We start from the raw sequence: 13,997 nt of genomic DNA on the forward strand, positions 1-13,997 counted from the left end.
ATAGTTGCGACATTGTTCTCAATGTCATCCGCACACTCGGTGCCGCGCACGATCTTACCATGCTCATGGTGACGCACCAGATGCGCTTCGCCAAGGAATTTTCCGACCGCGTCTGCTTCTTCTATGGCGGAAAGATTGCCGAACAAGCCCCACCCGAACAGCTCTTTGGTAACCCACAGAATGCGCGGACACGGCAGTTTCTTAATGCCGTACTGGAGGCAAGGTAGGTTTCCGATACGGGCGACATCCTCAATTCCTCCCGTCCGAATACGATATCCAGTGTTATGTCAATCTGGCGCAGAAACTTGACCTGCTCTCCCGGCCGTCCGCGTCGATAAGTTAGCTCTGTTCAGGTTTGAAGTGCTCCTTGAATCTGGGCAAGCGGGAGCTGGAATTTTCCGGTTTTGATCGTATTCTGACGGTCAGAGCAGTCTTGTTGAGATGGGCTGGAGACTGTAAGTACTAGCTGATCCCAGGCTTTGACGGTGCATCGTTGTCTTCCGAATCAATTGATGCGCCATAGGTCGGTTCTTCATGGGAGTGCCACGACGACAGAGGCAGTCCATCTGGCGATACAACATAGTCATGTGTGGACGTATATGGACCCCGCCCGATTGCAACGGTTGACCAAGATCAGGATCGACGGTCAGAACTGCTGACGTATATCCGGCTTCATAATGCGGCTCGATAAATCGTCGCCGCGAGCCCCGATGGATTTTGGCGCGCTTCCACCTCATCGGCCCCTAGACATTGGTCAAAGCCAAGCCGGTCCACACATCAGGTTTGGGAAGCGACGGAATGACCGTTTCGCCATCTCCTGCCATTTGTTGCAATTGCTGGGGTGAGACCTCCTTATCTATTCCTTCGTTTACCGCTTCGCCTTAGGCCGTTTCCAACGCCAACGCGGGCTCGTAGAATGTGCCGGTCGAGAGCATGGCCCACACGACCCGCGCATTCTTGTTGGCCAATGCAACGGCGGCGACGTTGGGATGACGCCGCGCTCGCAGCTTAGTCAGCCAGAGGCTTCTCGGATCCTGCTTGCCAGCTGCTTTTCCAAGCGCGGCGCGAGCCCCATGGATCATCAAGGTGCGCAGATAACGGTCGCCGCGTTTGCTAATGCCAAACAAGCGGGCTCGCCCTCCACTGGATCGCTGTTTCGGCACCAGGCCGAGCCAAGCCGCGAATTGTCGTCCATTCTTGAAGCAGGTTCTATCGCCCACAGCGGCGATCAAGGCGGTCGCCGTCACTGGCCCGATGCCTTCTATTCTCCCAAGCCGCTGGCACTGCTCGTTAGTGCGGAAGATTTCCCGTATCCGACGGTCATACGTTCGGATGCGCCGATCGAGTTCAGTCAACTCCGTCTGCAAGTCTCTCATAAGCGATCGTACCATGTCGCTGAGGCCGTCAGCCTCGTTCCCGACGATGACGGCGAGACCGCGCCGCTGCTGCGTGATGTCACGAGCAATAACAATCCCATGCTCGGACAGAAGCCCGCGAACCTGATTGACGAACCTGACCCGGTCAGCAACCAGACGTCGGCGAATGCGATGAACAGCCTGGACAGCCAGCTGATCGACTGATTTCGGCGGTACGAAACGCATCGAAGGCCTGCCAACCGCTTCGCAGATAACCTCCGCATCGTTTCGATCATTCTTGTTCGATTTCACATATGGCGTCACGAACTGCGGGCTGATCAGCCGAACTTCATGGCCGAGACCGGAGAGCACTCTTGCCCAGTAATGTGCGCCGTTCGACGCTTCCATTCCAACCAGACATCGCGGCAAATTGGCAAAGAATTGAGTTACCGCATCGCGTCGCAGCGTTTTACGCGTGACGACTTTCCCATGACTGTCGACGCCGTGAACCTCGAAGACGTACTTCGCCAGATCCAGACCTATTCGAACGACCTGCATGATATCCTCCTTCACCACAGTTAACGTTCGAGATTCCAGCTCCCCGGGAGAGCGGGGTCCATACCATTGGCGCCCGCGGATCAAGAGTTTGTTTTCAGCGATGGAAAGATCGTTGGTGCGGTCAGGTCTACGGCTTGTTGCAGCGGCACACTGACCGCTGGCCCTGATGGTGTCCACTGATTCTTTGCTACCTGCGGCACAGTCGCGGTTCACGGGCAGGCCGACTTTGCGGGCATGAGCAGGTTGGTCAACTACCATATGCCGTAGTATCGGTGCTTCCCCGGTAAGTCTACAAACCGTGTACATTCATCGCAATAAATAGGATGCATTGGCATGCAGAGTAATGTGACGACGCTGAAGGTTTCCAAATACATCTGTGCTGCAGACGAGCTGGGGCGCACATCCGGTCTCCATATCGCGATGGGCGACGATTTCGAGGAGTATGTGCAGATTACGAGCAAACTTCCTGGAAAGTCACCGACGTATCCAAGCTTCCGCCCTGACTGTTCAGATCTTCCGCCTGGGAAGGCTTTTTGGATTATCGGGCGGGATCGAGAAGGGAGAGTAGCGCATGTCCAGGCACTGCGTTTAGACGATCTGTGCGACACGGACCTTGCAGAGCACCTCGGATCGCTCAGAGCCTGGTTTGCGGATGCTAACCTCAGTGCCGGACCCGATACCTCGTCTCAGTGCAATGCACCGAGTGCGCGTAGCATAACCGGGCGGGTTGCGTATCAGGGTGACATCTGGCTGCGGAAGGACTTTAGAGGCCGCGGTCTCTCTACCTTTATCGGTCGCATTGCATTTGGACTGGCATGGGCTAAATGGTCGCCGGATTTCATTTATGCGCTGGTCGCCGGCTGGCACATCGAAAAAGGAATTGTCGATCGCTACGGCTATCTGCATCGAGAGCCGCACGGATCAATACTACACTTGCCTGCTCATGGAATAGACGACGCCGATTGGCTCGTTTGGCTAACGCGAGACGAACTGTTGACCACACTTTCGTGCACGTCGGTATGGCAGGCGCTGGACGAGAGTACTTTGGCGGCAGCGGACTCGCCCAAGAAGGGACAGCGCCGCACGACGCTCACTTAATGCAAGCACCAGATCAACATGAGATCGCGTCGTCTTGGTGAATGGCTTGGTCTGTAAACTTGGTAACCGACTGCCTGCCCATGCGTAAGCCTCAGCGACGATCGAAAGATGGAAATTCAATTACCCGCGACATTAATGTCTCTAATATAAGGCGGCGACTTCCACGCGAGATCAGTGGCGCGCTAGCTCGGAGGTCGATTATCGGTGCACCGTATGCGTTATGCTGCAGACCGCGAAGTGCACTTTTTCAGAGCTGGCTCGGGAAATTTGGACAGCAAGGATAAGTGGAATTTCTGCCTGACTTCGGCTTAGATGCCGGGAACAGGAGATACCATGACAAGACGACCGCGCCGGAACCATAGCCCGGCTTTCAAGGCGAAAGTGGCGCTTGCCGCCATTAGGGGCGAACAGACGCTGGTGGAATTATCCCAGCAGTTCGACGTGCATGCCAATCAGATCAAGCAGTGGAAAGACCAGCTCCTTGAGGGGGCGACGGGCGTTTTCGGCGATGACGCCAAAGCGGAACCGGCGGCTCCGACCGTCGATGTCAAAACCCTGCACGCCAAGATTGGGGAACTGACGTTAGAGAATGATTTTTTATCCAGTGCGCTCGGCAAAGCCGGATTGCTGAGCGGAAAGAAATGATCAATCGCGAGCACAAACTGTCCGTCGTTCGCCAGGCGAAGCTTCTCGGCTTCAGCCGTGGCAGCGTCTATTATTCGCCGCGTCCTGCGTCAGACGGCGATCTGGCTCTGATGCGGCGGATTGACGAACTGCATCTCGATTATCCCTTCGCCGGAAGTCGCATGTTGCAAGGGCTTTTGAAGGCCGACGGGCTTGTCGCGGGGCGGCTTCACGTCGCGACGCTGATGAAGAAGATGGGCATTGAGGCGATCTACCGTCGTCCGAATACGTCGAAACCAGCACTTGGTCACAAGGTCTATCCATATCTGCTCAGGAAGCTGGCGGTCACCAGACCCAACCAGGTATGGGCAATGGACCTGACCTACGTCCCCATGGCGCGGGGCTTTGTCTATCTCTGCGCCGTCGTCGATTGGTTCAGTCGCCGAGTGCTTTCATGGCGGCTGTCGATCACGATGGAGACGGCTTTTTGTATCGAGGCGGTCGAGGAAGCTCTTTGCCGATATGGCAGGCCAGAGATCTTCAATACCGACCAGGGATCGCAGTTCACCTCCGTTGACTTTTAAGAAGGCCGGGATTGAAATCTCGATGGATGGCAAGGGCGCATGGCGCGACAACGTCTTCGTCGAGCGGCTCTGGCGGTCGATCAAATATGAGGAGATCTATCTCCATGCCTACAAAAGCGTGCCGGAGGCTCGTGCCGGAATTGGTCGTTATATAAGCTTTTACAACCAACGACGCCCACATTCATCGCTTGACCGGCAGACGCCGGATCAGGCTTACTTCAACGCGCTGACACCGATGATGGTAGCAGCATAATCGAGGCGGAAATCCACTTAGCGAAACGCCCGGAACTGTTCAGACAAACCGAGCCAACTCAGAGTGCACCAACTACCTCGTCAATGCTGGATACGCTTCAAACAAAACATGAAATGCTCTAGTCTAGCTTGGCGCCAATCGGCCAGCTATGGGTATCGCGGAATTTTGAGTACCGCAGCGTTTCGGCCTATTTGCGTTAGATATGCCATATCCCGTGCATCTTAGCTGCTGGTACGGCGGCTACACCGCGCGTTTTTCACAACCGACCGGATTACCCGGTGATAGAAACCGCTAAAGCCATTTCAGCAGCTTCCGGTAGGACGCACCTTGCATTGGAATACGCGGCAACCTGCCAAAAGCGCGTTAGATGCACGCGGATGCGGGGGCTCCTTGTTTGACTCTTTCTCGAAGTACAGTTGCGTCGATTGCGGGACTTTGATGCAATTTTCATATATCGACCTATTTATTGAATGCAAGCTACAATAACAATTCAGAATCTAAGCTTTAGTTTCTTCCGGCAGAAACCTCTATAACGATGGCGAAGCATAAATTTAAGTCAAAATTAATACCAGCGGTTACCATGATATGGTAGAGCATTAACGATGCCGGTCTGCCGGGGATGGCGAGCGTAGCTTTTGCAGTCGGCATCTCTGTTTGCCAGTGCAAACCGCTGCGGAGCAGAGAGGCTCCGCAACTCCCGATGATGACTGCTCTCTGTCAACTTGGAGGCTGGCAACGATAGTGTCAGACAAGTTTTGCTTTGTCCCGTCGATGCATTTCACGCCGGCTGCCGCGCAGGCGTTCGCAGTCGAGTTCGGCCGATTTCTCGACCAGACTGTTGACGTTGCGCAAACCGAGCAGTTGTTCGATGCGTTGTGTGCATTTGCTCTGAATTTTGACTGCCCATGGGTGGCGTATGAACATCTTACATCCGATCAAAGAGTTCTGACGCCGGTCCGACGCGAGCGAGCCGCCATGCTCAACTATCCTGATCAATGGCAGGCGCATTATTTCAAAATGGGTTATGACAAAATAGACCCGATCAACAGGACGTGTCGAAAGCGCGCAGATGCCTTTCGATGGAGTGAGGTCTATAACGACGGGCTCACGACCGAAGATGAACGGCGCGTTTTTGATGAAGCCGCGACATTCGGTTTAAGGTCAGGCATTAGCATTCCATTGCACGGTCCCAAAGGCAGCTTTGCAGTCACGAGCTTTGCACAGGGCGGCGAATTCCAAAATAGAACAGTCACTTATTTGCAACTTGCCGCGCTTCATTTTCATCTTAGGGCGGCGAGGTTGGTGAATTCCAGTGGTATGGAGGAGATTGCTGACCTTTCTCCAAGAGAGAAAGAGTGCATCTTGTGGACGGCAAGAGGGAAGTCGTCGTGGGAAATAGGAAGGATTCTGGGCATATCCCTAAACACTGCCAATTTTCACATAAAAAACGCAATGCGCAAATTGGATGTCACCAGTAGAACAGCCGCTGCGATAAAAGCCGTGAACTTCGGAATTATCGATTTGTAGAAAGCGGCGACCAGAAAAAAGTAGTGCATGTGTCACGAGCGATCGGTCAGGTTCGTCATTTCGCTGGGGTCGTGGCCGTTCTTGCCATAGGGTTGTTCCTTAACGGGCCGCCTATCGGAAAACACTGATGACAATCCTTACTCGGCTACACCACTCTCCCGACCCTCAACCTAGCGCAAGCCGATTAGTCGCTGTGACAGTCAAACTCAGGTCCACCATAAAACTAGATCGGGTCGCGCAAAGCCGAAAAAGCTGTTCAGCACGAGTCGAGATTCTTCACCGTCTGATTTACGCGTGACGCCGTGAATGAAGCCGCCGTCGATCAGCGCGATATCCCCGGCCCTGAGCTCCAAATCTTGGCAGGGAACGGTTTCGAGGTAGGTTGCCGAATAGGGATAACCCGTGGTCTCCACACCCTGTTGCTTTCGATCGGCCGCCGTCGGCTTGTGGCCCCACATACGCAAATCGCCACCTTCCTTTGCCATGCTGGGGTAGAAGTTGAGCGCCACAACTGTGTTCGCCGCCACCGCCGAAGGCTCGAAATCGCCTCCTGCACATAGGACTTGAGCAACATCATCGTGAGGCGCCAAAGCATACGGGCCACTACCACACCAGCTGATAGCGCGACAAATATTAGCCTGGCCTTGCTCCGACTGGGCGAGCCGCAGCTCAATGCCTTGATGCTGAAGGTCGCGCTTCAATGCGTCGAATATTCCGCGAACTGGATCGACGAGATCGCCAAAAAGCAGGTCAATGAACGGTCGCGCATCTTCCGAGTCTGCGAAATAGTTGACCGCAGCCTTTTTGTAATGAGATGCGCCAACATACTGTCCGGGAACTCCATCTCTGCGGTCCTTCAGACCGGGACTGCGACTGAAGTTCTGAGTGATCTCCTCGGCTACTTCGTCACTAAACGCGTTCTTGACATGCAGACCGGTGATCTCGCCTTTGAGGACTGAGATGATGTCCGACGTGTTGATTAAGCCTACGCGTTCTCTGATCGTAAGGGGGGAGATGGCCGAGGCGTGAGACACATGGTTAATCGTCATAGGCTGCTCCTGTAGTGCGTGATCGAGGATTCTGATGCCATGATCGAGTTCGTCATCGGCAATGGTTATCGGTGGAAGGACTTTGATAACGTCACGGTTCGGGCCTGACGCTTCGATCAACAGGCCATTTTCGAAAGCGACGTCATGCACACGGGTAACAATGGCCTGTGATCGGCATTTGAGACCTGCCATCAGACCGCGGCCGCGCTTCTGTTCGATGCACTTTGGGAATTTCTCAACGAGTCGATCAAGGTGTCCTTGCAGTTTAACGGCTGTCCGCTCGACGCCTGCAGTAAACTGCCCGTCGGACCACATTTTACACATGGCGCCCGCAGTCACGAAGGCGAGGTTGTTGCCTCTGAAAGTCCCGCTATGTTCGCCGGGCTTCCATACGTCTATCTCGGGGCGAATCAGCACAATTGAGAACGGATTTCCTGAACCACTTAGGGATTTCGAAAGGCACACGATATCGGGTTCAATTTTCGCGAACTCAAATGAAAAGAAATCGCCGGTTCGTCCCGCACCTGCCTGAATGTCGTCGACAATGAAAACAACGTCGTGTTTACGGCAAATTCGCTGAATTTCTGATAGCCACTCAGCGGATGCGGTATTCATGCCGCCTTCTGCCTGAATGGTCTCTAGAATGATTGCGGCGGGCTTCTCTACACCGCTGCCTGGATCACCCAAAACGGATTCGATGTAACCGACGGAATCGTAAGTTTGGTTAGGGTAGCTGTCGTACGGGACGCGGATTACGTCATGACGCGCCACGCCGCCAAGCTCCTTAGTCGAGGCCGAACCCGACACTGCCAAGGCGCCGAGCGACATGCCATGGAACGCGTTCGTGAACGCCATGACACTCGAACGGCCGGTATATTTGCGCGCAAGCGCCAACGCCGCTTCATTGGCACTAGTGCCCGTAGGGCCCGGAAATTGTATCTTATAAGACAAGCCTCGTGGCTTCAGGATTGAATTGACAAACACTTCAATGAAGTCGCGCTTTGCCGCTGTATACATATCAAGCGACAAAAGGATATTTTTGCCAGCAATATATTCGACTGCTGGGCCAAGAATATCCGGGTTGTTATGTCCGTAGTTAAGTGCGCCAGATCCTACGAGGAAATCGATATAGGGCTTGCCGGTCTCATCCCATATTGTCGCGCCAGTAGCTTTCGTGAAGACTGTGGGAAACGACCTTCCATAGCGGCAAACGTTAGACTCATGAGCCGCGAAAGCGTCGGTGTTCATTTTGGGATCCTCTCTACACGCGGGCGTCGCACCGACAAAGTAAGCGAGCGAGTAACGAACTCGATTCGCTAGAGATGTCAGTGAAGATGAGAACTATTCGAACCGGAACACGAGTGGCGGTGACTTTCTCGACGTCTGCCGGTACTTTCAGGGTGGTCGGCCATCGTAACGCGGAAGCGCGACTGCCAATTGCCACGCCACTCGTCTGCCGAACAGATATGCAGGCTACTCTGCATGTCCACACCTTCTAGTTGGTACGCTCGAACAACCTAATTTCTATAGTTCCCGGGCAAGCACAGATACTACGAGATCTGATAGTTGACGCATCCGCCACGCCCGCGAAAGGGGTTGGCATTCTGGGAAGCACTACTTTGGCAGATTAACCGCCCTTGAATTGAAGGGGTGGACGGCCCCGCTTGGCAAGGGACAATTTAGTGTTTCCGGCGGATTGGTCGGGTGCAGGCATGTATTCGGCCTTTCGTCGCGGCCTATTCATGCCGCTGGCCCTGATGAAGTCCGCTGATCGGATCCCAGACAGGTCAACGCGCTTTTTAAGCGACACCCACTGAGCGAGTTTGTCCGATCCCGGCTCGACCGTCCGTCATCACACCATCAGCACCTCACCAACCTTTGCACTCCGCGGCCGTATCAGGCGGCAATCCCTGCCGCAGTGGCGGAAATTGCCGCCGGAACCGCCAAAAGCAAAAGAATAGAGATCTGGTTCCAGGACGAGGCTCGCATCGGCCAGAAGAACAAGATCACGCGCCGCTGGGCCAGACGCGGAACGCGACCTTCAGCGCCGCACGATCAGCGCACGAGATCGGCCTACATCTTCGGAGCGATCTGCCCCGAAGCATGGCAAGGCAGCCGCTCTCGTCATGCCGTGGTGCGACACACACGCCATGACCCAGCATCTGGCCGAAATCGCCCGCCATGTTGCCGAAGACGCCCACGCCATCCTCATCATGGATCAGGCGGGCTGGCACATGTCCAACAACCTCGTCGTGCCCGAAAACATAACGATCCTACCGCTCCCGCCGAAATCGCCAGAGCTGAACCCGGTCGAAAACCTCTGGCTCTTCATGCGAGAGAACTGGCTCTCCAACCGTGTCTTCAAATCCTATGACGACATCGCCGCCCATTGCTGCGACGCATGGCGAAAGATCGAAAGCCAGCCTTGGCGCATCATGTCCATCGGGCGCAGAATGGGCAAATGGGTTTTAATCAATGAGAGGCCGTACTAATCGAGTGCGATCTTCTGTGAGGGCTTGCTGGAGCAGGGCGTCACAGGCCTAGGCCGGTATAACGATCAGCGCATTGGGGCCATCTGAAAGGCCCAGCTTCCTGCTAAACGGTCCGGAAAACCTAAGCAATGGGTCAGTTGGCGAGGTTCAAATCGCACGAGCGAAATTCGAGCGAGTCGCGGCCTATTTTCGGCATGTCGTCCACAACCGCCTTCATCAAACACTGAGGAACATTTTATGACGTTACCTTCTTCAAGTGTGACAAACGTAAACATAATATCAAAGAAACGCTGAATGATGTTAATAACATGGTAATAAAATGAACGATTATTCTTTATATATTTGGCGTTGTCACTGCGGAGAATTTGTTTGATATTTACTTAAGTAGTTCAAGGATTGCTATCCGGTCCGACAGCGGATTTGCGCGTGAAGGAAGAGCCATGTCCACTTCAAAAACTGTGGCAAACGCAGGACGGGAGATGGCCAAGAAGGTTCGACCATCCCGCGTTTACCGCCCTATCGAAGGCAATGTCGACCTTAATTGGCCACTATCCAGACACCCCACAGTGAACTATGACACCAACGTCCGTTACGGCGCCTCCACTTTCGGCCACCTCTGGTCGGATCGGCTGCGCGGCTGGCTCGCATCATGTATAGCGGACTTGTCATCGCAAACACTCGCAAGAACTACCTGGAAGCCACATCCTTTGAGGGGGAAATGCGGCGCCTACAGGACGCGGGCGCCGATGTGCGGGCATGCCGATGTGCGGGCATATTGTCCGGACGAGAGCGGATACATCACGGAACAGGGTGCCGACCGCCAAGTCGTTCAGGAACGTCACAATACCAAAGCACCAACGGAGGAGCTACTATGAGTACGCTACCGCAAATCTCACTGGCGAAACTGACAGCCGATGCAACGCGACGTGAAGAGCGACAGCGCTTGCAGATGGCTTGCGAGGAGTATGGGTTCTTCTACCTTATCGAGCACGGCACCCCTAGGGAACAGATTGCACAAGCCATCGAGGCTTCCCGGCGGTTCTTCGCGTTGCCACAGTCGATCAAAGAACGCTACGGTCACGCCTCCCAAGAGGTTTATCCCACTACCGCGCGTGGATACAGTCCGTTGCACGGCGAAATGCTACATCCCGAGGCGGGCGCCGATTCAAAGGAACTGTTCGACCTCGGAATTGAAAACGCAGGCGACCGACGTCCATTTGCGGGGCGCACGCACTTTCCAGATGATGCTGTGGCTCCTGGTTTCGCGCAAAGTCTGCTTACTTTGCAGGCGACCATGCTCACCGCGGTTGTGCCGCAACTTGGGAATGCGCTTGCCGACCTGCTCAATTTGGAACAGGGCTGGTTCCGGCGCCATTTCAGCCCTCCGACGGTCCTGCAACGCGTGATCCGGTATCCATCTAGCGGCGGCGCTTGCGCCAAACACACCGACAATGGCTTCTTCACGCTACTGCCGCAGGAGGAACTGCCCACGCGCTCCTTGCAGGTGTGGTTCGGCGGGCGCTGGGTCCCAGTGCCGAGCCTGCCCGACGGTTTCGTAGTTAATCTGGGTGACATGCTTCAGGCCCTGAGCGACAATCGCTTTCAGAGTACGCCGCATCAAGTCGTGCACAGTGGTCCGACTGACCGAATTTCGCTCCCCTTCTTTATCTATCCTGACATCGACGCTCGCCTGACTTCGCAGAAAAGGCAGCACACCTTCAGTGTTGCAGAAATGATGCTGCGGAACTACGAGTCAATCTGGGAACGCGGGACTGGCGCTGGACGCGCACTGGAGTTGCAGTGAGCGTTCGAATCCCTCAAATGTGTGGAAACTAAGCGGCGGCGCGGTGCACCTCCGCGTCGGGCGCCGCAAGTGTAGAACCTAAATCGTGCCGCCGTCGCGCTTATGCCACGACAGTGTGCAACGCGCGCGCCATAATGCGGCGCGCTAGTGCCGTCACATCGCTAATTGTCCACGTCGTACGTTTTCAAGAAGCTGCAGCGCGACGACTTTCGTTGTCCTCCTGTGCTGAAGCAATGAATTTCGGGTGTGCGAAGAGGAGCGATTGGCTTTGATGGAACGAGATGATCGGCCCCAAGGGAGTGTTTTTGGCTGCGGCGCTTTCGCACGAGTACACGCGGACCCTGCGGCCATGTTCGCAAATCCGCGCGCATACCCAACAAAACCTTTTCTCCGGACCGTCAAGAGCATCTCGATTGTATGGCCGCGTAGACAGGACCGTGACAGCCTTCAACGCAGGAGAATGCTCATGTGCCTGAGCCATGACCTCAACTATGCATTGCAGACAACCCAGAATTGGATCAGCGATCTGATGTGGAGACTTCGCTGGGACGATCGCGAGCGAGTCTACCAAGCCCTTATCGCGACGTTGCACGCTCTGCGCGACTGCCTGGATGGCGACGAGCCTGTTTACATAGGCGCCCAGTTGCCGCCCTTACTGCGCGGGTTTTACTACGAGGGCTGGCATCACGGTCGCCGTACCATAGCCAGAAACCGGAAATCGTTTCTCGACCGGGTGCACGACGGGGTCCAGCGAGATCCGGCGGTGGATCCGGAAGAGGTTGCTCGCTCGGTCCTAGCTCAATTGGCGGACCGTTTGCCTACAGCAGAGCTCGAGGATGCCAAGGCCGCCACTCCAAGAGTGCTGTATAGCCTTTGGCCAAACTGAAACAGCCGATGTTGTCCTTGTCGCGGTATACGGAGGGAGGGTTGCCTTTGGTCTTTGACTATATCGTCGTCGGTGGTGGTTCCGCTGGATGCGTCATGGCGAACAGGCTCTCCGGCAAAGCAAATCGCGTTCTACTCATCGAAGCCGGCCCTGATACGCCCCCGAACGCCATCCCTGATGACATCCTCGACGGCAATCCAACACGTGCCTACTTCAATCCTAATTATCAGTGGCCGTCACTCGACGCTGTGGCGGTACGGGATGGACGCAAGCCCATTCACTATGAGCAAGCCCGAGTGATGGGCGGCGGCTCCAGCATCAATGCCCAAGTGGCCAATCGAGGCGGTCCCGAAGACTACGATGGATGGGCATCAAGCGGTGCAACCGGGTGGGGCTGGGAGGACGTTCTACCTTATTTCCGTCGGCTCGAACGCGATTTGGATTTCGACGACGAATTTCATGGCAAGCATGGCCCCCTGACGATAAGTCGTGTTCGACAACGGGATTGGTCCGGCTTTATCCGAGCGGTAGCGAAGGCATATGAAGATGTAGGTATCCATTTCAGGCCGGACTTCAACGGCCCATTTGGTGACGGGTACTCCGTTGTTCCGTTGACCAACCGCAACGGCCACCGTGTTTCTGCCGCGATGGCTTACTTGTCCGAGAGCGTCCGCTCTCGACCGAATTTGAGAATATTGTCGGAAACGACGGTTGTGCGACTAAACTTTTCAGGACGCGCCATAACCGGCATTGAGACGGAAAGCAATTCCGGGCGGCAGTCATATCGCGCTTCGACCGTGATCCTCTGCGCCGGGGCCATCCATTCGCCCGCCATATTGATGCGCTCCGGGGTTGGCCCGGCCGAGCAAATGACAAAGCTCCACATTCCAGTTGTTGCAGAGGTGAACGGTGTGGGGCAGAACCTCCAGGAACATCCGGGGATCGCCGTTTCGGCATATTTGAAGCTGAGCGACCGCATGGAGCCCAAGGTGAGTGGTCACATCCAGATGCATGCTCGTTACTCGTCTGGCTATGATGGGTGCCCTTCTACGGATATGGCAATATCGGCCGTTGCCAAGTCGGCTTGGCACCCGCTCGGTAAGCGCCTCGGCTCCCTTTATTTGTGGGTCAATCGCAGTTATTCGACAGGAACCATCGTGCTCAGGGATCGCTGTCACACCATAGAACCGGAGGTGGATTTCAACTGGTTGAGCGACCAGCGAGACGCCGAGCGATTGAAGCAGGGGTTCCGTTTCATGGCCCGCCTGCTGAAGCAAGATTCACTGTCGGCCGTGGCACACGATCCGTTCCCGTCAGCTTGGAACACGCGAGCGAAGCAAGTCAGTAAGGTCAATTGCATCAATTACGGGCTAACCTCGGTGCTCGCGCTGCTCATGGACAGCTCTCCGCACGTGCGCCGCGGTCTTATTAGGCACGTCATAACCGATGGTCATTGCATTTCAGATCTGATTAGCAACGAGGAGCTTCTGGATCGGTTTGTCCGCCAAAACGTGACCGGCAATTGGCATCCGACGTCGAGCTGCAGGATGGGGGCAATCTCGGATCCTGCCGCTGTGACCGACCCATCGGGGCGTATTCGGGGCGTTGAGGGGTTGAGAATCGCCGACGCTTCAGTGATGCCATTCTGCCCCCGCGCCAACACAAATATTCCGACCATCATGGTAGCTGAGAAGATGGCTGACGCGATCTTGAGAGAGGACCGAAATAGCTAGCGAGCGGTAATTCGTATATCCCAGACAGCGAGTG

7 protein-coding genes and 4 pseudogenes are annotated in these 13,997 nt (G+C 55.2%); 8 read left to right on the plus strand and 3 right to left on the minus strand.

The features are described from left to right. Nucleotides 1-14: 14 nt before the first annotated feature. Nucleotides 15-227, plus strand: a pseudogene (locus CCGE525_RS39375) (ectoine/hydroxyectoine ABC transporter ATP-binding protein EhuA); the annotation flags it as partial. A gap of 654 nt (nt 228-881) precedes the next feature. Here CCGE525_RS39375 and CCGE525_RS35815 read toward each other — a convergent pair. Beyond that, nucleotides 882-1,913: an IS110 family RNA-guided transposase gene (locus CCGE525_RS35815; RefSeq protein WP_120709030.1), complete on the minus strand. Its 1,032-nt coding sequence runs from the start codon at nt 1,911-1,913 to the stop codon at nt 882-884. A 333-nt stretch (nt 1,914-2,246) separates the two neighbouring features. Here CCGE525_RS35815 and CCGE525_RS35820 point away from each other — a divergent pair, with 333 nt between their 5' ends. The 3 genes and pseudogenes from CCGE525_RS35820 to CCGE525_RS35835 all read left to right on the plus strand — a co-directional run bounded on the left by CCGE525_RS35820 (nt 2,247) and on the right by CCGE525_RS35835 (nt 5,999). Next, nucleotides 2,247-3,011 (plus strand): hypothetical protein, encoded by a 765-nt coding sequence (locus CCGE525_RS35820; RefSeq protein ID WP_205587530.1) that lies wholly within the window; start codon nt 2,247-2,249, stop codon nt 3,009-3,011. A gap of 333 nt (nt 3,012-3,344) precedes the next feature. Beyond that, nucleotides 3,345-4,472, plus strand: a pseudogene (locus tag CCGE525_RS35825) (IS3 family transposase). 741 nt (nt 4,473-5,213) lie between these two features. Continuing rightward, nucleotides 5,214-5,999 carry a LuxR family transcriptional regulator gene (locus CCGE525_RS35835; protein WP_245472397.1) on the plus strand — a complete coding sequence of 262 codons (786 nt, stop codon included), beginning with the start codon at nt 5,214-5,216 and terminating at the stop codon, nt 5,997-5,999. Nucleotides 6,000-6,205: 206 nt separating this feature from the next. On the opposite strand, the gene CCGE525_RS39995 is transcribed toward CCGE525_RS35835, so the two are convergent. Continuing rightward, nucleotides 6,206-7,048, minus strand: a complete 843-nt coding sequence (locus tag CCGE525_RS39995; protein ID WP_120709198.1) for a 2OG-Fe(II)-dependent halogenase WelO5 family protein — start codon at nt 7,046-7,048, stop codon at nt 6,206-6,208. A 3-nt stretch (nt 7,049-7,051) separates the two neighbouring features. Then, nucleotides 7,052-8,296, minus strand: a pseudogene (gene ectB / locus CCGE525_RS35845) (diaminobutyrate--2-oxoglutarate transaminase); the annotation flags it as partial. A 703-nt stretch (nt 8,297-8,999) separates the two neighbouring features. Here ectB and CCGE525_RS35850 point away from each other — a divergent pair. The 4 genes and pseudogenes from CCGE525_RS35850 to CCGE525_RS35865 all read left to right on the plus strand — a co-directional run. Continuing rightward, a pseudogene (locus CCGE525_RS35850) lies at nt 9,000-9,520 on the plus strand (IS630 family transposase); the annotation flags it as partial. Nucleotides 9,521-10,411: 891 nt separating this feature from the next. Next, nucleotides 10,412-11,344 carry a 2-oxoglutarate and iron-dependent oxygenase domain-containing protein gene (locus CCGE525_RS35855; protein ID WP_120709033.1) on the plus strand — a complete coding sequence of 311 codons (933 nt, stop codon included), beginning with the start codon at nt 10,412-10,414 and terminating at the stop codon, nt 11,342-11,344. 466 nt (nt 11,345-11,810) lie between these two features. Then, nucleotides 11,811-12,230: a DUF2267 domain-containing protein gene (locus CCGE525_RS35860; RefSeq protein ID WP_120709034.1), complete on the plus strand. Its 420-nt coding sequence runs from the start codon at nt 11,811-11,813 to the stop codon at nt 12,228-12,230. A 47-nt stretch (nt 12,231-12,277) separates the two neighbouring features. Beyond that, nucleotides 12,278-13,963: a GMC family oxidoreductase gene (locus CCGE525_RS35865; protein WP_120709199.1), complete on the plus strand. Its 1,686-nt coding sequence runs from the start codon at nt 12,278-12,280 to the stop codon at nt 13,961-13,963. The last annotated feature ends 34 nt before the right edge of the window (nt 13,964-13,997 follow it).

It is taken from the genome of Rhizobium jaguaris (assembly GCF_003627755.1).
Classification (GTDB): domain Bacteria; phylum Pseudomonadota; class Alphaproteobacteria; order Rhizobiales; family Rhizobiaceae; genus Rhizobium; species Rhizobium jaguaris.

Coding starts and splice junctions, on each gene's coding strand:
- CCGE525_RS35815 (WP_120709030.1), bottom strand. CDS start 1,913: ATGCAGGTCGTTCGAATAGGTCTGGATCTGGCGAAGTACGTCTTCGAG.
- CCGE525_RS35820 (WP_205587530.1), top strand. CDS start 2,247: ATGCAGAGTAATGTGACGACGCTGAAGGTTTCCAAATACATCTGTGCT.
- CCGE525_RS39995 (WP_120709198.1), bottom strand. CDS start 7,048: ATGACGATTAACCATGTGTCTCACGCCTCGGCCATCTCCCCCCTTACG.
- CCGE525_RS35855 (WP_120709033.1), top strand. CDS start 10,412: ATGAGTACGCTACCGCAAATCTCACTGGCGAAACTGACAGCCGATGCA.
- CCGE525_RS35860 (WP_120709034.1), top strand. CDS start 11,811: ATGTGCCTGAGCCATGACCTCAACTATGCATTGCAGACAACCCAGAAT.